This is a genomic window from Priestia sp. HNGD-A6, from assembly GCF_045784335.1.
GTDB lineage: Bacteria > Bacillota > Bacilli > Bacillales > Bacillaceae_H > Priestia > Priestia zanthoxyli.
The window spans coordinates 1,320,738-1,346,396 of the sequence record NZ_CP138621.1 but is presented as its reverse complement, the minus strand read 5'-3'; the positions used below and the strand labels follow the sequence as shown (position 1 = coordinate 1,346,396).

24 protein-coding genes are annotated in these 25,659 nt (G+C 38.2%); 21 read left to right on the top strand and 3 right to left on the bottom strand.

The window, feature by feature from the left end; genetic code table 11:
• Window positions 1-277 precede the first annotated feature (277 nt).
• From SCI76_RS06845 to SCI76_RS06805, 9 genes are all read left to right on the top strand, one after another.
• Window positions 278-820, top strand: coding sequence for a GNAT family N-acetyltransferase (locus SCI76_RS06845; protein ID WP_028414038.1), 543 nt, complete (start codon window positions 278-280; stop codon window positions 818-820).
• Between the two features lie 224 nt (window positions 821-1,044).
• Entirely contained in the window at window positions 1,045-2,130 is a 1,086-nt protein-coding gene (locus SCI76_RS06840; protein WP_407545110.1) for a type III polyketide synthase, read from the top strand.
• Window positions 2,131-2,135: 5 nt separating this feature from the next.
• A complete protein-coding gene (locus tag SCI76_RS06835) occupies window positions 2,136-2,699 on the top strand; it encodes an isoprenylcysteine carboxyl methyltransferase family protein (protein ID WP_028414036.1) in 564 nt (187 codons plus the stop codon).
• A gap of 6 nt (window positions 2,700-2,705) precedes the next feature.
• Entirely contained in the window at window positions 2,706-2,876 is a 171-nt protein-coding gene (locus SCI76_RS06830; protein WP_155017140.1) for a hypothetical protein, read from the top strand.
• 199 nt (window positions 2,877-3,075) lie between these two features.
• Window positions 3,076-6,693: a dynamin family protein gene (locus SCI76_RS06825; protein ID WP_048018504.1), complete on the top strand. Its 3,618-nt coding sequence runs from the start codon at window positions 3,076-3,078 to the stop codon at window positions 6,691-6,693.
• Window positions 6,694-6,698: 5 nt separating this feature from the next.
• The gene (locus SCI76_RS06820) at window positions 6,699-7,727 is read left to right on the top strand and encodes a DUF2533 family protein (protein WP_230683536.1); all 1,029 of its coding nucleotides are present in this window, start codon (window positions 6,699-6,701) and stop codon (window positions 7,725-7,727) included.
• 105 nt (window positions 7,728-7,832) lie between these two features.
• Window positions 7,833-8,147 (top strand): hypothetical protein, encoded by a 315-nt coding sequence (locus SCI76_RS06815; RefSeq protein ID WP_013056168.1) that lies wholly within the window; start codon window positions 7,833-7,835, stop codon window positions 8,145-8,147.
• Between the two features lie 130 nt (window positions 8,148-8,277).
• Window positions 8,278-8,739, top strand: coding sequence for a divergent PAP2 family protein (locus SCI76_RS06810; RefSeq protein WP_048018505.1), 462 nt, complete (start codon window positions 8,278-8,280; stop codon window positions 8,737-8,739).
• Between the two features lie 61 nt (window positions 8,740-8,800).
• Window positions 8,801-9,076 carry a DUF6123 family protein gene (locus SCI76_RS06805; protein WP_013082383.1) on the top strand — a complete coding sequence of 92 codons (276 nt, stop codon included), beginning with the start codon at window positions 8,801-8,803 and terminating at the stop codon, window positions 9,074-9,076.
• 6 nt (window positions 9,077-9,082) lie between these two features.
• Here SCI76_RS06805 and SCI76_RS06800 read toward each other — a convergent pair whose 3' ends face one another.
• The gene (locus SCI76_RS06800) at window positions 9,083-9,481 is read right to left on the bottom strand and encodes a reverse transcriptase-like protein (protein WP_033578453.1); all 399 of its coding nucleotides are present in this window, start codon (window positions 9,479-9,481) and stop codon (window positions 9,083-9,085) included.
• Between the two features lie 219 nt (window positions 9,482-9,700).
• Here SCI76_RS06800 and SCI76_RS06795 point away from each other — a divergent pair, with 219 nt between their 5' ends.
• The 3 genes from SCI76_RS06795 to SCI76_RS06785 are packed head-to-tail and all read left to right on the top strand — an operon-like array spanning window position 9,701 to window position 10,895.
• The gene (locus SCI76_RS06795; RefSeq protein ID WP_034266558.1) at window positions 9,701-10,354 is read left to right on the top strand and encodes a ribonuclease H family protein; all 654 of its coding nucleotides are present in this window, start codon (window positions 9,701-9,703) and stop codon (window positions 10,352-10,354) included.
• A gap of 29 nt (window positions 10,355-10,383) precedes the next feature.
• Complete coding sequence (locus SCI76_RS06790) at window positions 10,384-10,566, top strand: zinc-finger domain-containing protein (protein WP_013056173.1); 183 nt, start codon at window positions 10,384-10,386, stop codon at window positions 10,564-10,566.
• 56 nt (window positions 10,567-10,622) lie between these two features.
• A complete protein-coding gene (locus SCI76_RS06785; protein ID WP_028414030.1) occupies window positions 10,623-10,895 on the top strand; it encodes a DUF2564 family protein in 273 nt (90 codons plus the stop codon).
• 59 nt (window positions 10,896-10,954) lie between these two features.
• On the opposite strand, the gene cspD is transcribed toward SCI76_RS06785, so the two are convergent.
• Complete coding sequence (cspD, locus tag SCI76_RS06780) at window positions 10,955-11,158, bottom strand: cold-shock protein CspD (protein WP_013056175.1); 204 nt, start codon at window positions 11,156-11,158, stop codon at window positions 10,955-10,957.
• 275 nt (window positions 11,159-11,433) lie between these two features.
• Between cspD and SCI76_RS06775 the strand changes: the two genes are divergently transcribed.
• The 3 genes from SCI76_RS06775 to SCI76_RS06765 all read left to right on the top strand — a co-directional run bounded on the left by SCI76_RS06775 (window position 11,434) and on the right by SCI76_RS06765 (window position 17,638).
• The gene (locus SCI76_RS06775) at window positions 11,434-11,721 is read left to right on the top strand and encodes a hypothetical protein (RefSeq protein ID WP_028414029.1); all 288 of its coding nucleotides are present in this window, start codon (window positions 11,434-11,436) and stop codon (window positions 11,719-11,721) included.
• Between the two features lie 302 nt (window positions 11,722-12,023).
• Window positions 12,024-13,265, top strand: coding sequence for an MFS transporter (locus tag SCI76_RS06770; RefSeq protein WP_028414028.1), 1,242 nt, complete (start codon window positions 12,024-12,026; stop codon window positions 13,263-13,265).
• A gap of 167 nt (window positions 13,266-13,432) precedes the next feature.
• Window positions 13,433-17,638 (top strand): tetratricopeptide repeat protein, encoded by a 4,206-nt coding sequence (locus tag SCI76_RS06765; RefSeq protein WP_048018506.1) that lies wholly within the window; start codon window positions 13,433-13,435, stop codon window positions 17,636-17,638.
• Window positions 17,639-17,668: 30 nt separating this feature from the next.
• On the opposite strand, the gene SCI76_RS06760 is transcribed toward SCI76_RS06765, so the two are convergent.
• On the bottom strand, window positions 17,669-18,964 hold the full coding sequence (locus SCI76_RS06760; protein ID WP_048018507.1) for a purine/pyrimidine permease: 1,296 nt from the start codon (window positions 18,962-18,964) through the stop codon (window positions 17,669-17,671).
• Window positions 18,965-19,216: 252 nt separating this feature from the next.
• On the opposite strand from SCI76_RS06760, the gene SCI76_RS06755 reads away from it, so the two are divergent.
• The 6 genes from SCI76_RS06755 to SCI76_RS06730 all read left to right on the top strand — a co-directional run bounded on the left by SCI76_RS06755 (window position 19,217) and on the right by SCI76_RS06730 (window position 25,628).
• Window positions 19,217-20,041, top strand: coding sequence for a M55 family metallopeptidase (locus tag SCI76_RS06755; protein ID WP_048018508.1), 825 nt, complete (start codon window positions 19,217-19,219; stop codon window positions 20,039-20,041).
• 14 nt (window positions 20,042-20,055) lie between these two features.
• Window positions 20,056-20,985: an ABC transporter permease gene (locus SCI76_RS06750; protein ID WP_080963405.1), complete on the top strand. Its 930-nt coding sequence runs from the start codon at window positions 20,056-20,058 to the stop codon at window positions 20,983-20,985.
• Window position 20,986: 1 nt separating this feature from the next.
• Window positions 20,987-21,925 carry an ABC transporter permease gene (locus tag SCI76_RS06745; protein WP_028414023.1) on the top strand — a complete coding sequence of 313 codons (939 nt, stop codon included), beginning with the start codon at window positions 20,987-20,989 and terminating at the stop codon, window positions 21,923-21,925.
• A 4-nt stretch (window positions 21,926-21,929) separates the two neighbouring features.
• Complete coding sequence (locus SCI76_RS06740; protein WP_221831788.1) at window positions 21,930-22,928, top strand: ABC transporter ATP-binding protein; 999 nt, start codon at window positions 21,930-21,932, stop codon at window positions 22,926-22,928.
• Window positions 22,929-22,951: 23 nt separating this feature from the next.
• A complete protein-coding gene (locus SCI76_RS06735; protein WP_407545242.1) occupies window positions 22,952-24,595 on the top strand; it encodes a peptide ABC transporter substrate-binding protein in 1,644 nt (547 codons plus the stop codon).
• An 88-nt stretch (window positions 24,596-24,683) separates the two neighbouring features.
• The gene (locus SCI76_RS06730) at window positions 24,684-25,628 is read left to right on the top strand and encodes an LD-carboxypeptidase (RefSeq protein ID WP_028414020.1); all 945 of its coding nucleotides are present in this window, start codon (window positions 24,684-24,686) and stop codon (window positions 25,626-25,628) included.
• Window positions 25,629-25,659 lie beyond the last annotated feature (31 nt).

The following is a 25,659-nucleotide window of genomic DNA, read 5'->3' as shown; positions in this document are numbered from 1 at the left end:
AGTGATTTCGTTTTGTCCCAGCCTCTTTTTTATGCACTTTTGTAAAGAAAATTTGAAATAATAGTTCTTTAACGCAATTAATTGCATTTCTAGGATGTCTGTGCAAGAATAAATATTTCAAAAATAGTTTAGCTTTGTTTAAAGCGTGGGTAATACAACCAATGCACATGATTGCTTGTTAGATGAAATGAAAAGCAGAACTTTACCACTGATAAATTACGCAAGCTAGAACCAAAATAGTAGTACTGAATGGTGAAAAATATAGGAGTTGATATAGATGATTACAGCAGAGAAAAACATAGTGAAATTTAAAGCAAAAGACGGACGTGAAGTCACTATACGCCCTGCAAAGGCAAGTGATGCAGAGCATATTACAACAGCGGTAAGAGAAATTATTGAAGCCGGGGAATTTATTCAAAAAGATGAGCCGCGCACAGTCCAAGAAGAGCAAGATTTTATTGCATCAGTAGAAAAGAACAATCACATGTACGTTGTAGCTGAAGTCGAAGGTGAAGTGCTTGGAATCGCACGTGTTCTGAGAGGCGAAATTAAAATGAAGCGCCACACGGGGCTCTTCCGTACATGGCTTATTTCAAAAGCACAGGGAATGGGAATAGGAAAACAATTTATGAATTATACGCTAAACTGGTGCAAAGAAAATAATCTTCATAAACTTTCTTTAACTGTGTTTGCTTCTAATAAAGTGGCATACGAATTGTATAAAAAGGTAGGATTTGAACAAGAAGGTGTTATGAAAGAACAAGCTTATTTTAACAATGAATATGTAGATGAAATCTATATGTCCATTTTCTTTTCATAAAAAATAAGCACTTATTTTCGTCAATCCATAAATTGTATCTGTACATTCAGATTATTTGCGCTATAATAAAAGTGCACAACAAACATACACTTCTTCAAAACGTAGACTTTCCTGAGTTACAGGAAAGTTTTTTTATGTTTCACCTCCATTCCACTAAAAAAGAATTGAATAAATCCCCAGCTATTACAAATGTTAAATGTAACGCAATCAAAGAGGTGAAGTGTATGCCAAAAATTATCTCAGTTGGATTTGGAGTTCCCCCCTATGAATTAACTCAGCAAGACACGCTGCTATTTGCAAAAGAACTTTTTTTCGAGTCGTTTAAAGATATTAATCGTCTGCTGACCGTTTTTCAAAATGGTCAAATTGAAAAACGTAATTTTGCCAAAGACTTATCTTGGTTTCAAGAAGATCATACATTCGAAGAAAAAAATGATGCTTTTATAGAATGTGCTGTTGAATTAGGTACAAAAGCCATTGAAGAATGCTTAACAAATAAAGACTATGTAAGTACCCCTTTGCCGTGTGGAGAAATTGATGCTATTTTTTACGTTTCAACAAGCGGTGTAGCTACGCCTAGCATTGAAGCTCGAATTATGAATAAGCTTGCGTTTTCAGACCATACAAAAAGAATCCCTATATGGGGATTAGGGTGTGCCGGAGGAGCATCTGGACTTTCAAGGGCTTACGAATATTGCAAAGCCTTTCCGCGCGCTAAAGTTCTTGTATTATCCGTTGAGCTGTGCAGTTTGACTTTTCAGCGGAATGATCGTTCAAAAAGCAACTTAATCGGTACATCTTTATTTGCTGATGGAGTAGCAGCTGCTTTAGTCGCAGGTGACGAAGCAGATATCACTTTTTCACGTTCAAAAAGCTTTCCTTACATTTTACATACACAATCGACGCTTATGCCAAATTCCGAAGACGTAATGGGATGGGAGATTAAAAATGATGGGTTATTTGTTGTCTTTTCAAAAGATATTCCCACTATTATCGATTCGTGGTTAGGCGGAGAAGTGGAGTCTTTTTTACAAACTCAGAATTTGACCAGTCGGGATTTAAAACATTTTGTTGCTCATCCTGGAGGGAAAAAAGTGCTTGAAGCATATGTATCAACGCTATCGCTAAACGAAAATATGATTGCTGATTCACTAGATGTACTTAAAAACCATGGAAACATGTCTTCGGCAACCGTTTTATATGTGCTAGACCGCTTTATGAAGAAAGAAATTCCGAGTAAAGAATACGGTTTATTAACAGCTCTTGGTCCTGGATTTAGTTCTGAAATGCTTCTATTAGAGTGGAGGTAAAGCGATTGTTTTTTTATAGTTTTTTTGTATTTATTATCTTACAGCGTCTATGTGAATTGGTGATTGCCAAAAGAAATGAAGCTTGGATGAAGAAGCAGGGAGCGTACGAAGCTGGTCAAAGTCACTACAAATGGATGGTAAGCATGCACGCCGCTTTTTTTGCTGCTCTTTTTACGGAAGTGTATGTGTTAAACGGTGGAATGTATCACTTTTCTTTTTTGTTGTTTAGCTTTTTTGTGCTTGTGCAACTTGCAAGAGTATGGGCTATTTCTTCGTTAGGAAAGTATTGGAATACAAAAATTATCGTCTTGCCTAACGCGAAGGTTGTGCTAAGAGGTCCTTATCGGTTTATGAAGCACCCAAATTATACAGTTGTAGCGGCAGAATTGGTGTTAGTTCCGCTTATGTTTCAGGCATACTGGACGTTAGCTATTTTTTCTGTTTTCAATTTGTGTATATTAGCCGTTAGAATTCCTTTAGAAGAGCAAGCGCTAACGAATGAAACAAATTATGGCGAGGTCATGCAAAATACGGGACGTTTCTTTCCTGCAAAAAAATCTCAAAACTAATTGAAAATGATTATCTTTCATGATAAGATGAAATCAAATGATAAAGATTATCAATTTCATCAAGTAGAAACGGTGGTGGACGTAATGGTTAGTCTTTTTGTGATCGGAGCACTTGCTACATATGTTGGCGTCACAACGTATGTAATGAAAAATATTGAAAAAGCCCAAAAGGCGTAATATATACACGGTAAATAAATACAATGCAAAGCTGTCAAATTATTGACAGCTTGTTTTATTGTTTTTGTAACTAAAAATTCAGTTTTTTATGGGAAAACGTAGGTGAATCAAGTAAAATAGAGAAAGAATAAGCAGAAACAAAGATGGATAGAGAACATTTAAATACAGTCTTGAATGAGGCAAAAGGGGTAGAGTAATAATGGGTAAAGTGAGTGTGAAACATCAAGAAAATCTCCAATTGGAAGCATCTCTTTTTCATTTACATAAGCAATTTCAAGCAGCTGGAGATGAACAGCAGGCAGCAAAAGCAATACAGCTGTTAAAAAAGTGGGTGAACGGTGAATTTGTTGTAGCATTTTGCGGACATTTTTCGGCTGGGAAATCGAGTATGATTAACGAATTAATGGGGCAAGCAATTTTGCCTGCAAGTCCTATTCCGACAAGCGCAAACTTAGTATCAGTAAAGGCGGGGGATGAGCATGCAACCGTTTATTACCGCAAACAGCCGCCGGTGCGTTATGAAGCGCCTTATCAGTATGAACAAATTAAGCAGTTTGCTGTCGACGGAGATGAAGTAGAGTCCATTCATTTATCAATCGAGACAAACGCTATTCCTAAAAATGTTGTGGTGATGGACACACCGGGGATTGATTCAACAGATGATGCGCATCGTGTATCGACCGAGTCAGCTCTTCACTTAGCGGACGTTATTTTCTACGTGATGGATTATAATCATGTGCAGGCAGAATTAAATCTTCAATTTGCAAAACAGCTGCAAGAAGCTAATAAAACGCTTTATTTAATTGTAAATCAAATCGATAAACATCAAGAAGATCAGCTAACATTTCAAGCATTTAAAGAATCTGTAGAAACGTCATTTTTAAAGTGGAATGTTAGACCAGAAGGAATCTTCTATACGTCGTTAAAAGAGCCAGCCAACCGTCATAATGACCTTTCGTACGTAAAATCTCTATTACTTGCTATGATGACGGAAAAAGAAAACCGACATCAGCATATTCAACATGCGATGCAAATGTTAATTGACGATCACCTTGCCTTTATTGAAGACCAAGAAGAAGAAAAGTTAACGATTCATGACGAGCTGCGCCATAAGCTGACGCTTGAGAACCATGAAATAAATAAGCAGCAAAAAGAGCAGCTTCTCGAAAAAGAAGCGGAAATAAAGCGTGCTGAAAAGCAGTTAGCAGAAACGTACCAACAAGAAACAGGCAAGATGCTAAGCAACGCCAATTTAACACCATATGAAATGAGAGAAAAAGCTAGGCTGTTTTTAGAAACGACAAAGCCTGATTTCAAAGTGGGTCTTTTATTTGCTAAGAAAAAGACCGAGGAAGTAAAAAAAGAGCGGCTGACGTTATTTTTTGACGATATGAAAGAACGAACAGCCTCTCAGCTGCAGTGGCACTTGCAGCAATATGTGCAAGATCTGGTGAAAAATCAAAATCTTACTGACCCGGATCTTATACGCCAGGTTCAGCAGTTTGAAATTCCGTTAGAACCTCATGACTTAATTGAAACGGTAAAAGCAGGAGCTACGATTAATGGTGATTATGTTTTAACGTACGCAAAAGATGTAGCTGATCACATTAAGAAAAAAGCCACGCGATTGTTATACGAGCTCTATGCGCAAATCGAACAGAGCAAAATGGAGCAAGATGAAGTAAAGCGTGAGAATATTTCTCAACACTTGCAGGAATGTGAGGCATTTGAAGAAGCGTATACATCTCTTCAGGAAATGAAAGCAAAACTGGCACGTACAAAAGCGTTGCTTCAATCTTTACAGCAAACTGATGACGACCTAACGCTAGAAGATACAAACGAGTTGTCATATATGTTACAAGAAGAATATGAAACGGGCATCATGAAAGCTGAAGAAAAGCATGAAGCTGCGAGTGAGCAGCAGTTAGTTTCACAGCCTGAGGAAGCTGTGCATGAAACAGGAACAGAAAAGGTTCTTCAAGATGTATCAGCTGTTCTCGAACAGCTCCGTTCATTTGGAAAATTAGACCGCTTTATTAATAGGCTTCAAGAAAAACGTCAAAAGCTATCAAATCAAACGTTTACCGTAGCTTTATTCGGAGCATTCAGTGCCGGTAAGTCATCTTTTGCTAATGCGTTGATTGGAGAAAGATTACTTCCTGTATCTCCGAATCCAACAACAGCAACCATCAATAAAATTATGCCTCCAACAGAAAAACGGCCGCATAAAACAGCTGTTGTGCAAATGAAAACAAACGAGCAGATGATCCAAGATTTAAATGGTGCACTTAAGCTGTTTCATCATGAAGTAGAAACAATTGACGAAGCGCTAGCGATTATTCCGACCCTGCAGGCAACAGAAGAGCTGCAGCTGCATTTGTCGTTTTTACAGGCAGTAGAAAAAGGCTACGGCGAAGTCAAGCATCATATCGGTTCAGAAGTAGTAGTGGATACAGAAGGATTTCATGATTATGTAGCCAAGGAAGAAAAAGCGTGTTTTGTTCAATTTATTAACCTGTATTATGACTGTGAATTTACTCGCTTAGGCATTACGCTTGTCGATACACCTGGAGCTGATTCAATCAATGCGAGACACACGGGAGTAGCGTTTGAGTATATCAAAAATGCAGATGCCATTTTATTTGTAACGTATTATAATCATGCATTTTCAAAAGCTGACCGAGAATTTCTTATTCAGCTTGGCCGTGTAAAAGATGTATTTGCGCTTGATAAAATGTTTTTCTTAGTAAATGCAGCGGACTTAGCCAGCTCGGATACAGAGCTGCAGTTAGTTCAGACGTACGTAAAAGAACAGCTTGAACAGTATGGTATACGCTTTCCGCGCTTATATCCGGTATCAAGCTTGCAAGCTTTGCAAAACCACGAGGATAAAATGTTTCTGCCATTCAAAAATGCGTTTTACCGCTTCATAAATTATGAATTACCAGAGCTTGCTACCCAAAGTGTCTATGCAGATTTCGAACAAATTTTAGCAGTTGCCAATGAAATGAAACAGGTGCAGACAAAATCAGAAGTCGATAAAAAGCGATACATTCAATCTCTTCACATAAAAAATGAGCAGGTAGCAGCAAAACTGCATGAAATTCATTTTGAATATGAACAACAGCAGTTTGACCGAGAATTAGAAGAGCTTTTATTTTATGTGAAAAAACGTCTGTTTGTGAGGTACGATGACTTCTTTAAAGAAGCATTCAGTCCGGCAAACTTAAGAGATGATCGAGGTGAAAAGCAAAAGCAGCTGCGCCTGTGTTTGCAGGAGTTGTTAACGTCTATTTCCTTCGACGCAACGCAAGAAGTGCGTGCGACCACTTTGCGAATCGAAAAATACATCGTAAAATTAATCGAAGACTGGCATCGAATGATCATCACAAAGCTACAGCGCTATGAACCGACGTTTACTCCAACGTTGAACTCGTTAGAGCCTCCAAATGGCAGCGAAGTTGTGACAAGTCATCAATTCGATAAGAATGAATCGTATCAAAAAGAGCTTTCACTGTATAAAAACAATAAAAGCTTTTTTGAAAAAAATGAGAAAGCAAAGCTCCACGCTGCTTTATTAGAACGTATTAAGCCGGATGTTAATCACTACATTGCGAAAGAAGAAGCTGCTCTTCATTCACACTATACCTATTTAGTGAATCAGTACGTTTTAGCGCATAAACAGTCTGTATCTGAAGAATGGTATGATTATTACAAACAGCTGCAAGCGGCCGTGTCTGAAGAATTTCCAATTCAAGAATTGGTAAGTACAATGACGGTGCTAGAACATGTATTGGAGGAAAGAAAGGGTCATTAATTTTTATGTCTACACACATAAATAAACGTTTACAGGAAATTGAAAAAGAATATAATGTAGAAATTTTGTTTGCATGTGAATCAGGGAGCCGTGCTTACGGACTGGACACGTTAGCGAGTGATTTTGACGTCCGCTTTATATATAAATATAAAGCATCACGCTATCTTCATCTCAATAGACCTCAAGAGGTCATTAATGTAGCAGAAGGCAATTATGATATGCAAGGGTGGGATTTGTACAAAACCATTTATTTGTTTACAAAATCAAACCCTTCGCTTTATGAGTGGCTATGGTCGCCTTTTGTTTATTATCAAAAGTTATCGTTTGCTGAGCCACTCCGGCAAATGATGGCTCAATCATATTCCTTAAAAGCATTGGGATATCATTATTTTAAAATTTTAACGATAAATAGTAAAAGAAATCTGACATCTTCTGTTACAATAGAGGATATAAAAGTGATGCTCCAACTGATTCGTGCATTTTTATCACTGAAAGTAGTAGTAAAGCAGCGCAGTTTCCCTGTCATTTTATTTGCCGATTTATGTAAGCAGGCAAATCTCGACGATAGGCAGCAATCCATCATTGAGCAATTTGTACAATGCAAGATAAGCGGGAAAGTCGCTTTTAATGAAAAGATGAAAAACTTTTTGGATAGCATTAAGAAAGAATCTGCAGCGATAGAAAAAAACTTAAAAGAATTACCGGAAAAGCAAATCAGTTATGAGGACATTAACTTATTTTTACTAACTCAGCATAATATAAATGGAGGAACGAACATGAGTGTACATAAAGAAATTTCAGCCCATTCTAAAAAACAGCACGAATTAGTACGTGCTTTTGCCAGCTTAGAAGCTCGACGTGAGCAAGCTATTGAAGCAGCTGTGCTTCTCTGCAAAGAAGGGAAGCCCTTTTCTGTAGACGGTATTAACGCTGTAACAGCAGAAATTAATGAGCTGTCTCAAAAATATACCATCATTCCAGGCCGTAAAGTAGTGACGGAAGAAATGGTTAAAGAGTACGTAGCAAGAATATAAACGTGCTAAGCTCTGGTGTTTTTACCTTAATTTGAACAGGATATGACGTGCCGCTTGATCCATACTAATAGTGTACCAACGAGGTACAAATAGGAGGAGATAGCGATGGGTCGTCAAAAATTAGGTAATAAAAATGCGCAAGCGAATAACAATGCAAAGCATAATTATAACCAAGAGTTCTCTTCTGAGTTTAAAGCAAATCAGGCTCAAAAAGCAAAGCGTGCAAAAAGTGCAAATGACACTTATGCTGGGGAGTTTGCTTCTGAGTTCAACGTGCAACAAAACCAAAATAATTCTGTTAACAAGAAGTTAGAAGCTAATAAAAGTGCAAATAATCAATATGGACAAGAATTCGGCTCTTATGCTGAAGTTGAATCTGCCAAAATGAATAATGCTGCACAAAAAAAGCGTAAAAAATAACAGAACTGTTTCCAAAAACGCCGGGATTAGTCTGCTCTGTCAGCAGATTAGCCCGGCGTTTTTTGTTGGGCAATATTTGCTTGGGTACAAGATGTCAATCCATCGCAAACTATAGATGAGGTGAAGCAATATGAATAAAGGAATTGTCATTGCTCTTTCATCAATCGGTTTAGCACAAGCTTTAAAAATCCCAATTAAAAAGTATCAAACAGGAAAATGGGATATGCAGATGATTGCTGCGTCGGGTGGAATGCCAAGCTCTCATTCAGCCGGCGTATCTTCTTTGGCTACCTATGTAGCATTAAAAAGAGGTGTTTCTACGATTGACTTTGCGTTAGCATCTGTTTTTGGAATTATTGTGATGTACGATGCACAAGGAATTCGAAGGCAGACTGGCGAAATTACTATTAAAGTGAATACGTTAGATGAAGAAATTGAAAAGCTTGCGGGTCTTCCAGACGGAGGCTTTCACGATTTGACGGAACAGCGCTTGAAAGAAATGCTTGGTCATCAGCCAGAAGAAGTGATTGGCGGAGCCATTTTAGGAGTAGCACTTGGAGCAATTGGCTATTTTTTAGAAGGGAAATCATAGTCAAATAGCCAAAAGTAAGCTAAGATAAAGAAGAACCTTTGCAAAAGGATGGGACGAAAAAGTGACAAAAACAGCTCAAACCGTTGAAGAGTATCTTCTTTATCTTGAAGAAAAAGGCTTTCATTTAGCAGAAGATGCACGTGGATTTATTTCATTTGGTCAGCAGTATACGCGTGCAGCTGACGAGATGGTCATATTTACAATTGAATGGACACTAAAAGTACAAAAAGAATTTGACGGCAGTTTTTTTGTATCGCTCCTCGAGAATTTGACATCAAATCGTATTAGCAATCAAAAACAAGCCATTCAATATTTAAAGTCATCAGGTATGATTTAAGCAGGATTACATTCCTGCTTCTTTTTGATTAATGGCTTGTCTGGCCAGCTGATCAGCACCTGCATTTTGAGAGCTAGGGATCCACTTTATAAAAAATAAATCAAATTGACTGGACAATTTGAGGGCTTCTTCCAGTAAAGGAGCAAACGCTTTATTTTTAACGTATTCTTGGTTCATTGCGCGGTCTACTAGCTGAGAGTCTGTTCGAAAAGATACGCTCGTATACTTTTTTTCTAAACAAATTTTTAATGCATGAAGAAGTGCATGGTACTCTGCTTCATGATTCGTCATTGTCCCAAGAGCAATAGCGTAACGATGATGTTCACCATTTCCTTTAATTAAAATACCAGCTCCAGAAGGACCAGGATTGCCAGCAGTGGCTCCGTCTATATAAACTTCAATCATCATACAGCCTCCTTGTTAAAACAATATAAGCTTAAACCATGTTTTTTCATCAATAGTATTGTATCATAAGTACTTCAGCTATTTTATATTAGCACGTATAAACGCTAAAATCCGCTTATTAGGTAAGAAAACTGTCATGAAAAGACATAATAGAAGATAAAATACAAAAAAGCAGAAAAAGTGTTGAATTCAAAATTGCTGATGAAAGGAATGCTCGTTATGAATTTCCAAATTGAATGGCATTATAAATCCTCGAAACATAAACAGTTAATTTTCACATCCGATTTCACAGATGCGAATGAGGCGCTAATGATTGTGGGTGATTTAGAAAAAACAGGTCGAACGAAGGAAATTTTTCTACTTGATGAGCAGCAGCAAAAATGGACTGTAAAAGAAGCGAAAAAGCTCTTACAGGAAGTACAGACAGAGCCTCACGATATTGTGGCATATTTTGACGGAGGCTATGAGCATGATACGCTTTTAGCGGGGCTTGGGGCTGTGATTTATTTTAAACAGAACAACCAGTCTTACCGAATACGACGAAACTCAAGACTGCAAGAGATAGAATCAAATAATGAGGCAGAGTATGCTGCTTTTTATTATTTAATACAAGAGCTTGAGGAACTTGGTGTTCATCATATACCGGTAACGTTTAGAGGTGACTCTCAGGTTGTATTAAATCAGCTTGCAGGGGAGTGGCCCTGTTTCGAAGAAGAGTTTAATCGGTACTTAGATCGAATAGAAGATAAAATGCAGGAACTTGGTATCCGACCGGTATATGAGCCTATTTCAAGGAAGGAAAATGAAGAGGCCGACCAGCTTGCGACTCAAGCTCTTCAAGGGATACCAATTGCTAGCAGGAAGCAAGTGTAACACACAGAACGAAATGGAGATGAACGAGAGTGGAACGTAAACAATTATTAGAAGAAGTAACGGAGTTATTGGATTACTACTGTAGTGATTGTTTTGTAAAAAAAACGTTTAACAAAGAAAAGGGCAAAACATACGCTCAGACGTTTTGTATTAAAGAGTGTACCGTAGGAGAAAAGATTAAGCAGTATGGAGATTTGCTGACTAAAAAGTAAGCGTGTATAATTTGTCGGCAGCAGCTTCATTCTATCCATATGGAGGTGTTCTTTCAATGGATAAGTTTTCAAATGAAGAAGTAACAACAGGATATAATGATTTAAAGCAAGTAGAAGTGTCCATTCAATCTGCTCAAAAGATGATTGGGACAGCTACGATGAGTATGAGTCCTCAGCAGCTTGAAGAGGCAACGAATGCGCTTAACGATGCAAAAGCACAGCTTCAATCTGCCAAAGCTCATGGCACAGGAGTAGACGAGCAATTTCTTCAGCAGTGCATGCAGTCTATTCAAACATGTGACCAGCAGCTTACTGAGGCCAAACGCTAGGTATAACAAAAAAGAGACTCAGAAAAGAGTCTCTTTTACTATAAAATAAAAAGATCTATTTATGATAGCTTAGTGACATTAGCGGCTTGTGGGCCTCTATTGCCTTCTACAATTTCAAAAGATACCTCTTGTCCTTCTTCCAAGGATTTATAACCTTCGCTTTGGATGGCAGAAAAATGTACAAATACGTCGCTTCCGCCTTCAACTTCAATAAAGCCATAGCCTTTTTCATTGTTGAACCATTTTACTTTACCATTTTGCATAACTTGAATCCCCCTAGTACTGTGCAGCATCATGCTGCTGAAACTCGAATTATCATTTCCAATAGAGGTAAATGATTGTTTATATTATATAATAAGAAGAAATAAAATTTCAATATTAAAATTTAACTTTTCTGAAAATTAAATTTTATTTAACGTGGACATAGTCTATTTTTAATAAAAAAATTTCTCGTGAAATGAAAAATAACTGAAAATTTAGTTTATAATAAAAGTATAGTCAACATAATTTTAACGCGGTGATAAGGAGTGGGTCGTGTATGTATCGTACACAAATAAATGGAAAAGAAATCATTTTGTTATTTTCAACGCTCGAAGCAGCAAAGAGCCGCAGCAGCCTAGAGAAAGAACAAATTTATAAGCGCGTATTGCATTTAAATGAGCAGCTGTTAATGTTTCAAAATGGAACAAGCTTCACCATTGGTGATCCGTTAGGATTAATTGTAGCTCAAGTGAAAAAAAGCGATTTGACAACCATATATATCGAACATATTATTGATAAACAGTTTATGTATGATGGAGATGGTCATCGAGGTGAAGTAGTGTAATAAGATGACGCCTATATATGAAGAAGCGTACGGAGATACTCGTACGCTTCTTCATATATGGGATTAAAAACATGTGTTTTTACAAGTATTAACAAGAATAAATAACAAAGTTCAATAAATTAAAGAAGAACAGTGAAACCATGAATAGCAATTACCTTTTTAGCTAAAAAATATAGATACACATCATCTTATGTAATGAGATAGTTAAGCTTTGAAATCAATGAACACGAGAAGTTTTATAAAGCTTAAATTGTAAAACGTGTGATTGTGACGTTAATTAGAAGTAAGGTTTGGAGGACGCTATGGAAAGTAGAAAAAAATTGGATTTACTTGCTCTTGCTTCTGTGCCACTTATCATGACCCTCGGAAATTCAATGTTAATTCCGGTGTTGCCGGTGATTGAAAAACGTCTACAGATAAGCTCGCTGCAGGTATCCATGATTATCACGGTCTACTCAATTTTCGCTATTTTTTTAATCCCGATTGCTGGTTATTTATCAGATCGATTTGGCCGCAAGAAAATTATTATTCCTAGTTTGCTGCTTGCTGCAGTAGGAGGGGCTTTAACAGGCTGGGCTTCATGGCAAATGGCCAATCCATTCTGGGTTATTTTAATTGGCCGCGCGATTCAAGGAATAGGTTCAGCAGGGGCTATGCCTGTTGTGATGCCTTGTGTAGGAGATATGTTCAAAGACGAGCAAGAAATTACAAAAGGACTAGGTTTAATTGAAACAGCCAATACGTTTGGGAAAGTACTAAGCCCAATACTGGGAGCTTTTTTAGCGGCTATGATTTGGTTTCTTCCTTTTTGGTTCATTCCTATTCTTTGCCTTATTTCGATTCTTTTAGTTATCTTTTTAGTGAAAGTTCCGAAAAATGATAGTTCTTCTGAATCTGAACAAAAAAAGAAAAGTATCACGCAGTTTTTGAAGGATTTGAAGAAGACGCTCAAAGAAAATATTGGATGGCTTATGGCTATTTTTATTTTAGGCGCCATTATTATGCTTGTATTATTCGGGGTTTTATTTTACCTATCGACCATACTAGAGGAGCGTTATCATATTGTGAATACGAAAAAAGGCTTGGTAATGGCTATTCCTTTGCTCGCTTTATCTATTTCTTCTTTTGTGGCGGGGAAAAAAGTTGGCAACAATAAAATCGTTATGAAGTGGTCTGCTTTTTTTGGCTTTTTATTGTTAACATGTTCTTTCATCATTTTATTTTTTAATACGTCTCTTTTTAGTATTTTACTCACTTTAGTGCTTGGTGGAATTGGAATTGGAGCAGCTCTTCCCAGTCTTGATGCACTTATTACAGAAGGAATTGAAAAGGAAGAGAGAGGAACCATTACGTCTCTTTACAGTTCGATGCGCTTTGTCGGAGTAGCAGCTGGGCCTCCTCTTTATACATTGCTTATGAAGTGGTCGGACATGGCTGTGTTCCAAACGTCTCTAGGGGTTAGTGCAGTAGGTGCCATTTTAGTTTTAAAAGCTATCAAACCAAAACCTGAAGGCGGCGTAAAACTGAAGAAAGCTGAAGTGTGATTTTACGGAGCTGTCTTATGATAAAAGACAGCTCTTTGCTATTTAAAGACCCGTCAATATGCTTAAATTTATATTGTGTCTAGAAAAAATCCTTGAAATTTCTTATACTTCAATTTATAGACAGCAGATGTAATAGTTCTTATTTTATTGAATAAGGTGGTTTTGAATTGAGTATAAATTATCAGAAATTAAAAAGCATGGTGGATCATTATCAAATATTTGATCTTGTAGCGTATATAACAGAAGAAGTACAAAGCCTTCAACCAAAGAGCCTTGCGGGGATTGTGAAAGAATGGTTGACACACTTACAAACGGAAGAAGAGCTGTACGAGCTTATCCGCTTTTGTGATGAGGCTTTATTAAATCGTTTAAGCCGAATGTTAACGACATATGGCTATCGTCGATTTGGCTCGATTCGAATGGTGACTCTTTATTGCGATGATCTCCTGCGCGAAGGCAAGATACTTGACGCTGATGATAGACTTTCTTTATTAATTTCTCAGCTGGATACGGAATCAGTTAAAAAGGAACAGCTTGAGAAAATCTATTTTTTAAAGGTAAGAATTCTTTTAGAAATGAAACAAGTGGATGAAGCTTCTAAGTGGATGAAACAAGTAACGTCACATAACCAAAAGGGTATGGCTGACAGATGGGGCTATTTTTATTTGCAGCTCAACGACAGAATGAAAGCTGAAGCCTGCTTAAAAGAAGGAACGGCATATAAGGAGAATGGAGATTTTTGCTATGCAATGCTAGCGGACTTATATGCGTACGAAGGGAAGCATGAACAAGCGCTTGAAACAATTAACGAGGCTATTGTTCGCTATCCACAGCTTCCGTCTTTATATATGGATAAAGTCATGCGATTAAAAGATTTAAAAGAGTATTCTCTCTTGCTTGAAACGATTGAATTTATCGACTCAAAGTTACCCTATCACGATTATCAAGATTTTTTTACGCTGCTGCGCGCCGACATTTATTTTGAACAGCAGCAGCAATCTCAGCTTATGCATCTGCTCTCGACCAAGCGATGTTTAAAAGATTCACCTTATCAAAAATTAATCGGAAAGCATACAGACGATAAATTCAGTACAATCAAGCTTCCGATTGTACCCATCGTTCAAAAAGATAATTATTGCGTGCCAGCCAGTATGAGTATGATGTTAAGGCTTTTACATACCGAAAAAACACAGGATGAGATTGGAACGCGTATTTACGGCGGCTTAGGATCCAAATTATCAACTGCGGTGAGCTACTTTGAATCTCTTGGCTTTGCAGCGATGTTTTTCACAGGCACAGTTGAACAGTTTAAAGAACTATTAGACAAAGGGCTGCCTATTTTGGTCAGTCTGGAATTTGAACAAGCTTCCCACGTTCAAGTTGTATTTGGCTACGATGATGAACTTGAACTTTTCCATGTACAAGATGCTAATTTTCTAAGTCCAACATATGTAGAATATAAAAATTTTGATCAGCATTACGCTAATTCGGGGTTTTTATCAATTGTTGCTTCTAAAGCGGCAGCGGATCTCGCTTCACTTTCTAAAGAGCAAGATGAGTTTATCCGTCAGCTGTATGACTTAATCGAACTAGTTGAAGCGGATGAAGAGGCCCACATTAACGATCTCGTTTCTTTATTAAAAGCAAATGAGCATGTTCCATTTTCCGCTATTTACAGTATGAAGCATTTGTACAGAAAAGAGCATGAAGCCTATATTCGTACGTGTATTAATCATGTGTTAGAGAAATATAGCAATCATGATTATCTTAAGCTTCACGCCGCATATGCCTTTTTTAAACTTGACGACAGTAAGGGAGCATCTTCCTTGTTACACTACATAGATAACAAAAAGCATAGCTCTTTTTATCACTATCTTAAAGGAAGAATTGCGCTGGATGAAGAGAAATATGATGAGGCTGTTGAAGCACTGCGCAGCTCGCTGCAATTAGACGTAGAGCAGCATTTGAACTGGAGCTATCTAGCACTTGCATACATGTACCAGGGAAACCTCGAGAAGGCTTTTGAATGCTCGACTATTTCCTTAAATATGTACAGTGATGAATCTTATACACAAATCAATCACGGACTTATTTTAATGGAGAAAGAAAGATACGCAGAAGCCAGAAATCTTTTCGACGCGTTATTAAAGGAAAACCCAAAAGATGCGCACAGCTGGTTTGAAAGAGCCCGTTGTGATGAACATTTAAAAAAGTTTCGTAAAGCTTACCGGGGGTTTCAAGTAGCTAAACAGCTTTTGCCGACTGTTCCTTATCCATATCTTTCGATAGCTGATTTGCTACAATATCAACTAGAAAAAACGGACGAAGCTGAAAGCTATCTCAAAGAAGGCATGAAGCATCTACCGGGCGACATGACAATTCGAGGAAGACTAGGCGATTTATACGTCGCGAATCAAAGGTACGAAGAAGCTATTGCTCTGTATAAAGAAGGCTTAAAAATAGAGGAAGATGCCCTTATGTATTTGGGGTTATCTTATGCGTATTTAGAAACAGGTGAACATTTAACGGCCGTTGATACGCTCACGCTTATTGCGCAGAAGTTTTCATCGAACAGCGACGTCATGTTGGATGCAGGCAGCATGCTTTTAGATGCAGCAAAACAAAAGGAGCTAGACAATCAAACGTTAGAGTTTGGATTTGCTCTTTATGAAGAAGGAATTCATTTTGCTCAAACAGCGTTAGATGAAGTGTTAGAAGCATATACGGGTTATTTAGAAGACACAGCTTTATTGACTCGTGGAATTAAGTTTTTAACTGCAGAACATCAAGAGCACCCTAATGAGATTTTGTACATGTGCTATTTAGGCATATTATACGAACAGGTCAAGCAGCTAACAAAAAGTGAGAAGCTTTATCATCAAGCGCTTCGTATCAAGCAAGATGCTTTGCCATATTATCGGTTAGGTGAAATATATCAATCAATGAATCGCATCACTGAAGCAAACGAGGCCTTCCAAAAGTGCTTAACTCTTGATAAAACATTTGAAGCCGCTTGTATGAAGCTTGCCGAAATGGCTTGTGAAGAACAAAATCGAACGGCTGAAAGAAATTGGCTGCTTCAATGGATACAGCTGAATCCTATGGAAGTAAACGTTGAGCACGTAGCTTCACTTTGTGAAACAGAGAAAGAGTATGAAGAGCTGTTAGAGGTATTAAAGAGCGTAGAGGAAATTGTGCTACCTCAATGGCTCGCTGACAGCCAGGCTCATGTGTATCGTCTAAAAGGAGACATTTCACAGGCTGAAGCGTATCTAGAGAAGGCTCTTGAACTAGATCTACAGAATCCTGCTATTCGCCATCATCAGGCAAAATGGCTCATCATGGAACAGAGATATGAAGAAGCTAGAAAAGTTCTTACAGAGTTGCTAAGTGAGGATCCGGAAGATTACGCTCTATTTCAAACGTTCATGTCTAGCTTTCCAAATGGAAAAAAACTGTCCGGGCTTACGGCAGATTTAAAAAAGATAAAAATGGAAAAACAAAGCAAAAGTTTGTTATTTAAAAACGCAGCCGAGGCTTTAAATGAGTATGCCGATTCGGTCGTAGAAGAGCAGCAAGGATCTATCTTCAAACGAAGCTTAGCAAAATTCAAAGCAAAAGCAAAAACGGTTACGCTGCTTGGCTTAACGATTGAATTGTATGAACTTGCCATAAAAACGGATCGAAATAATAAAGAGGCTGTGCATGCATTTGCGGCTTTTTACGAAGAGAAAGGGTTGATTGAAGATAGCATCACCGTGCTGAAAAAATCGCTGCATCAAAGCTGGGATTTTGATGTTGCCTATCATTTAGCCAATATACTCGTTAATATCCAAGAAAATGAACAGGCTGCACATGAAGCGCTAAACTTAGTTCAAAAACTTCTCAAACAGCAGCCAAATCATATAGATTTGCAGATATACCGAGCATTTATTTTGAGTAACCTTGAAGAGGTAGAAAAATCAGAGGCTGCTTTTCAAGAATTACTTCAGCAGGAGATTTATCAGCCTGACATATATGCAGGACTAGCAAAACTGTATAATAAAACGGAACGTTATCATGAAACTGTTCAGCTTCTTCAAAAAGCAATTGAACAGCGTCAAGAGTATGAAGGAATGTATACCGATTTAGGTATCGCGTATCATTTAGAAGGTGAAACAGAAGCAGCAGCTTCGCTTATGATAACCAGAGTAGAAAGCGGAGACGAAGATCTTTTTATTCGCTATAACTTGGCATGCTACCTAGCTGTTCTTGGAAAAACTGCCTCTGCTCAGGAAGAGTTGGATTATGTTTTAGCGCACGATGAAACGGGAGAATTTTATGAAATGGCTATGGAAGACGATGAACTAAAAGGATTAACGGTAAAAAGGTAAAAAAAGAAGCTGAGTTTCAGCTTCTTTTTTTTATCCCTCTTTTGCATCTTGTCTTTTCAACGAAAGTGATTCGGAAATTTCCAGTGCAAGAATGATAATGGTACCAAGAACTAATCCATTGCTTAAAAACGTAGTAACTAAAGGAGGAAGTGTTGAAAAAGCTTGAGAAGGCAAAAACATAACCCCTATCCCCGACAGCAGCGCAATACCTGCTTTTTTCATTGCTTTTTCGGGCTGTTTGGCATGCTTGAATTCTCCAATTCCAAGAGCCATCATACCTGTAAAAACAGGAAAGATTGCCGCGTATCCGACGGCAGGAGGAAGAGCGGACATAATGGATGTTAAAGGAGTAAAGATACTCAGAAAAAGCAAAAGACACGATGCTACAATAAAAGGAACTCGGCTATAAATATTTGTAGCTGAAATAAATCCACCGGAACCTGAAATAGGAACGGCACCGACACCTGAAAACAATCCTCCAAGCAGCTGGCTTATACCCGAAACCATCCCGGAACGTTTAATATTGTCTTTTTCAATTTTTTCTCCTTTGTGTTTATAAACAGACTCAACAACACGAATAGAAGCGAGCATGTTTGTGATTAAAATGAGTGTTACAAAAAAAGCAGTAACAACCATATTCCATTCAACGCGAGGAGCTCCGAATACAAACACTTTAGGTATGTAAAATAATTGCGCCTGAAATTCGATAGGTTTAGCTAACCCTAACATTGCAAATACTCCCCAGCCTACACCAATACTAATAATAATGCTGAGTTTATTTAACGTCCGGTGTGATAATAAATAAAAAGTCAGCAGCAAAATCGCAGCTGAAGTCAGCGCAATTGGAAGTTTAATAGCTGAATTCGTTTCTGTAATGCCAAACATTCCTTTTAAAAAGGAACCGCTGAGCTGCGTCACTAATAAAATTAAATATGTACCGGTAACCGTTGGAGTAAAGTATTTTGCTAGTTTATCAATGAGACCAAACAGGCTCATTAAAATAGCAATTATCCCGCTTATAAGAAGGGTGAACTGCAGCACGCGAAGCGTTTCGGAGTGAGAACCAAACAGAACGGTTCCAAGACTCGCATACAGAGAAAAGACGCCCCACCAAACGCCAGCTGGCCCTTCCATGATTGGGTATTTATGCCCTATAAATACCTGCAAGAGCCCGGACAAAGCCAAAATAAATAATGTTCGCTGTAAAAATTGAATAGAATCTGCTGGGTTTAAATGAAACTGAGAAGCAATTACAATAGGAACAATCATACTATTAGAAATCATAAATAAAAACCATTGTAGCGAAGCAATGGAAACTCGAAACATTCTTAACACCTCAATTAATGCCGACGAGCGGCTGAATGAACCAACAGGTTGCTCTATTATTTTACCATGGGATTTCCAATTTGTAAGCGATATCTTGTTAAAAGGATGACGAGTAAAATGTCAAAAGATTCAATATATTGTTGTAAAAAGAAGAAAGATAATTTATAATTTTCTTACAATTATAAATTATAAACATAAGAATAATTTATAATAAACTGACTAACAGTCAAGGAAGGAGGAGGGATAAGACAAATGAAACTATACCTGTCGGTTGATATGGAAGGAATTACGGGACTCGTCGATCACACAAATGTTCTGCGAGAGAAAGAGAATTATGAAAGAAGCCGCCAAATAATGACGGATGAAGCGAATGCAGTCATTTATGCAGGGTTTAGAGAAAAGTGCTCAGAAGTTGTGGTAAATGACAGTCATTCGAGTATGAATAATCTCCTTGTTGAACGGCTTCATCCAGAAACTCAGCTTATTTCAGGAAGCGTAAAACCATATTCAATGGTACAGGGATTAGATCAGACTTTTGATGGTGCTATATTTCTAGGGTATCATGCTAAAGCATCCATGCCTGGTGTCATGTCTCATTCAATGATATTTGGTGCTCGCAATATGTACATAGACGATATGAATATTGGAGAGTTAGGCTTCAACGCATACGTCGCAGGCTATTACGGTGTGCCAGTTTTAATGGTAGCTGGTGATGACCAAACGGCGCTGGAAGCACAGCAGCTTATTCCAAACGTGACGACTGCTATCGTCAAACAGGCCATTTCACGTTCTGCAGCCAAAACATTAACCCCTAAGAAAGCAGAACAATTACTTCAAGAAAAAACAGCCGCAGCTATTCAGCACAAACACCTTGTTAAACCTTTAATTCCACCTAAACACCCAACCTTACGAATAGAATTTGCAAATTATGGTCAAGCAGAGTGGGCGCATTTAATGCCGGGCACAGAAATTGAACCTGGAACGACGACCGTTCGGTTTCAAGCAAAAGATATTTTAGAAGCTTATCAGGCCATGCTTGTTATGACTGAATTAGCTACGCGCACAACATTCTGTTAGAAGGTGGGATAAAGGTGAAAAGTTATATTTTAAAGCGATTTTTATCCATGCTTGTTACGCTGTGGGTAATTGTGACCTTAACCTTCTTTTTAATGCATTCGATTCCTGGATCTCCATTTAATGAAGAACGAGCGACAAGCGATGCAGTTCAAAAAAACCTGGAATCATTTTATCACTTAGATGAGCCGCTAGTTGTGCAATATGTTCTTTATTTGAAATCCATTGTTACCTTTGACTTTGGTCCTTCTATTAAACAGCCGTCTCAAACGGTTAACGACCTTTTAGGAAGAGGGTTTCCCGTGTCATTTGAACTTGGAATGGTGACGTTAATTCTTGCGGTGATTTCCGGTATTACACTAGGCATTATCGCTGCTCTTAGAAGAAACGGAATAATTGATTACATTGCGATGAGCATAGCAGTTATCGGATTGTCGATTCCAAATTTTGTTATGGCCACGTTGTTAATTCAACAGCTTTCTGTTAATTTTAAAATTTTACCCGCTGCTACGTGGACGAGCCCTTTACATATGATTCTTCCGACTCTAGCTCTTGCCACAGGTCCTATGGCTATTATTGCACGTTTGACTCGCTCAAGCATGATAGAAGTACTGACTCAAGATTATATTCGAACAGCGCGTGCAAAAGGGCTTTCGCCAATGAAAATTGTATTTAAACACGCGCTTAGAAATGCTTTAATGCCTGTTATAACAGTTCTTGGAACGATTGCAGCCAGCGTATTAACTGGCACATTTGTTATTGAACAAGTCTTTGCTATTCCTGGCATGGGGAAATATTTTGTGGACAGTATTAATACGAGAGACTACCCCGTAATTATGGGCACTACGGTCTTTTACAGTTCGATTCTCATCATTATGCTTTTTTTAGTAGACATTGCTTACGGAATACTTGATCCACGAATCAAACTGTATAAGAAGGAGGGATAACGTGCTGGAAAAACAGGAGTATAAGCAAATTCCTGATGAGTGGTTTACGCCAAAGAAAAAAAAGAAATCTGAAGCCGAAGCAGTTGTAAGGCCGAGTCTTTCTTATTGGCATGATGCATGGCGCAGGCTTGTAAAAAACAAGTTGGCCATGCTGGGTCTCTTTTTTTTAGTCATCCTCGTTGTGATGGCTATATTCGGTCCTATGTTTTCACCCTACAGCGTAACGAAAGCCTCTTTTACAGAGCAAAACCTTCCTCCTTCAGCTAGTCATTGGTTTGGAACGGATGACTTAGGCAGAGATATGTACACTCGGACATGGTACGGGGCTAGAATCTCTTTATTTGTAGGGCTGATGGCAGCGCTTATTGATTTTATCATCGGTGTCATTTACGGGGGCTTCTCAGGCTATAAAGGAGGAAAAACAGATAATGTCATGATGCGCGTAATTGAAATTTTATACGGTCTTCCTTATTTATTAGTGGTAATTTTACTAATGGTAGTCATGGGACCCGGGCTTTCTACGATTATTGTGGCACTTTCCGTTACAGGTTGGATCGGGATGGCGAGAATTGTACGGGGGCAAGTATTGCAAATAAAAAACTATGAATACGTGCTTGCATCCAAAACGTTTGGAACAAAAACAAGCCGTATCATTAAGCGAAATCTGCTTCCAAATACGATGGGACCGATTATCGTTCAAATGACACTAACCGTACCAACTGCCATTTTTGCTGAAGCTTTTTTAAGCTTTTTAGGGCTGGGTGTACAGGCTCCTTATGCGAGCTGGGGAGTAATGGCAAACGATGGTTTATCAACGATTCTATCAGGCTATTGGTGGCGTTTGTTTTTTCCCGCGTTTTTTATTTCTCTTACCATGTTTGCTTTTAATGTCCTTGGAGACGGACTGCAAGATGCACTTGATCCGAAATTAAGGAGGTAAGCAAATGGAAAAAATAATCCGAATCAAAAACTTACACGTACAGTTTTCAACTTACGGAGGGCAAGTTCAAGCTGTAAGAGGCGTTAGTTTTGATTTACATAAAGGAGAAACCCTAGCGATTGTAGGAGAGTCAGGTTGCGGAAAAAGCGTAACATCTCAAAGTATCATGAGGTTAATTCCAACACCTCCGGGCAGGATCACAAGCGGCTCTATTTTATTTAAAGACCAGGATTTAACAAAACTATCAGAAAAGAAAATGCGAGACATTCGAGGCGCTGATATTTCGATGATTTTTCAGGATCCTATGACTGCGCTTAATCCAACTCTTCGCGTAGGTGAGCAAATTGCAGAAAATATTATGCAACATGAAAACATTTCAAAAGAAAAAGCCAAAGAAAAAGCATTTGAAATGCTGGAGCTAGTCGGAATTCCAAATCCTAAAGAACGCCTAAAGCAATATCCTCATGAATTTAGCGGGGGAATGAGACAGCGTATTGTCATTGCAATGGCTCTTGTATGCAACCCCGAAGTGCTAATTGCTGATGAACCTACCACAGCCCTTGACGTCACGATACAGGCGCAGATTTTAGAATTATTTAAGGATGTTCAGCAGAAAACGGATGTCTCCATTGTTTTAATTACCCATGATTTAGGTGTAGTTGCTCAGGTAGCTGACCGTGTTGCCGTAATGTATGCAGGAAAGATTGTAGAAATTGGAACAAGAAGAGACATCTTTTATACGCCGCAGCATCCGTATACAAAAGGATTGCTGCGTTCAGTTCCTCGGTTAGATCTATACGAAAGTGAGCTTGTGCCTATTGCAGGCTCACCTCCCGATTTATTTGCACCTCCATCTGGATGTTCGTTCGCACCTCGCTGTCCTTACGTAATGGAAGTGTGTGATCGCATGTATCCTACGTCGACAAAGCTGAAAGAAAGTCACCAAGTGCACTGCTGGCTTCAAGATGAGAGAGCCCAAAAATTTGTAACAACTATAAGCTAGATTTATAGATGAATAGCGAACTTATGAAAGAGGGGAAAATGATGAAAAAAATAGGGTCTTTACTAATGATGTGTGTACTTATATTTGCACTTGCTGCCTGTACGGCCACAAAAGATTCAGGCGCGGAGCCAGAAAAGAAAAGCAGTACAGCAAAAGAAGACGGTAAGGTCCTTTATATGAATAATGGCGCAGAACCTACGTCTTTTGATCCGCCTATTGGGTTTGATTCATATTCATGGAATATGCTTAATAACTTAATGGAGGGGCTGACTCGTTTAGGAAAAAGCGATGAGCCTGAAGGAGCAATGGCCGAGAAATGGGGTATTTCTGAAGATAAAAAAGTCTATACATTTCATTTGCGAAAAGATGCTAAATGGTCAAATGGAGATGACGTAAAAGCAAGTGATTTTGTGTTTGCATGGAAGAGGCTGTTAGATCCTAAGACTGGTTCTCCAGCGGCGTTTTTAGGCTATTTCATTCAAGGTGGAGAAGAATTTAATACGGGTAAAGGCAGTGCTGATCAAGTAGGAGTCAAAGCGCTAGATGACAAAACTTTTGAAGTTACGCTTAAAAGTCCGCAAGCCTATTTCTTAAGCGTAGTTTCCAATCCAGCGTTTTTTCCAATTAATGAAAAAGTAGCAACAAAAAATCCGAAATGGTTTGCAGAAGCAGATTCGTTTGTTGCTAATGGTCCTTTCAAATTAACTCAATGGAAGCATAACAGTAATCTAGTAATGGAAAGAAACGATCAGTACTGGGATGCTAAAAATGTAAAGCTCGATAAGGTAAAATGGGCAATTGTTGAAAATACAAACACAGAATACCAAATGTATCAAAATGGAGAACTAGATGTTTCTGAAATTCCATCGGATTTAAGTGAAAAGCTGTTGAAAGATGGAGATGTTCATATCGAAGACCAAGCGGGAACTTACTTCTATCGCTTTAACTTAGATAAAGAGCCCTTTCAAAACAAAAATATCCGTAAAGCATTCGCAATGGCTGTAGATCAAGATCAAATTGTTAATTTTGTTACAAAAAATAAAGAAAAACCAGCTCGCGGGTTTGTATCATACGGATTTAAAGATGCAGATGGAAAGGATTTCCGTAAAACAGGCGGCGACTTACTAAAAACAGATGGCAAAGAAGCAAAAGCACTTCTGAAAAAAGGAATGAAAGAAGAAGGATATAAAAAGCTGCCAGCTATTACGCTAACATACAGTACAGACGATACACATAAAAAAATAGCAGAAGCACTTCAGCAAATGTTCAAAGAAAATCTAGGTGTAGATGTGAAGCTTGCCAATATGGAATGGAATGTTTTCCAAGAAGAACAAAAAGCGTTAAAGTTTCAGCTGTCACGAAGTTCGTTTTTAGCTGATTATGCAGATCCAATCAACTTTTTAGAGAGCTTCCAGACGGGTCATTCAATGAACCGTACAGCTTGGAGCAATAAAGAATATGATAAGTTAATTAAACAAGCTATGAATGAAACTGATAATAAAAAACGTTTTGAGCTTATGTATAAAGCAGAAGGTATTTTATTTGATGAGATGCCGATCATTCCTATTCATTTCTACAACTATGTGTTTTTAATAAAAGATAACGTATCTGGAATTGTTCGTCATCCTGTTGGCTATTTAGATTTGAAGTGGGCAGATAAACAGTAAAGTGGAACTTTTCGTCAGAGGGGATTTCAATTCCCTTCTGACCCAAGTTTCACTTTCTTCATTTCTTTACACAAAAGGAGTGTAGCAAATGATCAAACCAAAACGATTAAAAAAAGGTGATACAGTAGCTGTTATTGCACCTGCTAGTCCGCCTAATCAGCACAATCTAAAAAAAGGACTAGAATATTTGAAGGAAATAGGATTAAACGTAGTAACGGGTGCGCATTTATATAAAAAAAACGGGTACTTGGCAGGGACTGATGAACAGCGAGCAGCCGATATACATGCGATGTTTGCCAATAAGGAAGTAAAGGCAATTATCTGTGCATGCGGAGGGTACGGGACTGCTAGGCTTGCCTCGCAATTAAACTACAATTTAATTAAGCAAAACCCAAAGATTTTTTGGGGATATAGCGATATTACGTTTTTACATACCGCTATTCATCAGCGCACAGGTTTGGTTACCTTTCACGGGCCAATGCTTTCGTCGGATATCGGAAAAGAAGATGTTCATATAGAGACGAAGCAAGCTTTTTATCAATTATTTTCTCACCGTTCTTTTTACTATACGGATCAAATTAGCCCGCTCGACACTATTTGTGAAGGAGAAGCAACTGGTCAGCTGATAGGAGGAAATCTGACTTTGCTCGTGAGCACGCTTGGCACTCCATTTGAACTAGATACGAAAAATAAAATTTTATTTATTGAAGATATTGACGAAGAGCCGTATGAAATTGACCGCATGATGACACAGCTGTATATGGCCAATAAACTGCAGGATGCAGCGGGAATTCTTATCGGAGATTTCCATAACTGCTATCCTAAAAAACGTACAGAGTCGCTTTCACTAGAAGAGGCATTAACAAGTTACCTGACTTCTTTAAAAAAGCCTGTTATGAGAGGGTTTCGCATCGGGCATTGCTCGCCTCAAACAGCTGTGGGAATTGGAAGTTATGCCACGATGTCGACTTATGAACAAATGGTGGAATTTGAATCCGGTATTACATTACCAAAAGATAAAGTCGAACGCTGAAGGTTAAACCTGCAGGGAGGAGAAATAAGTG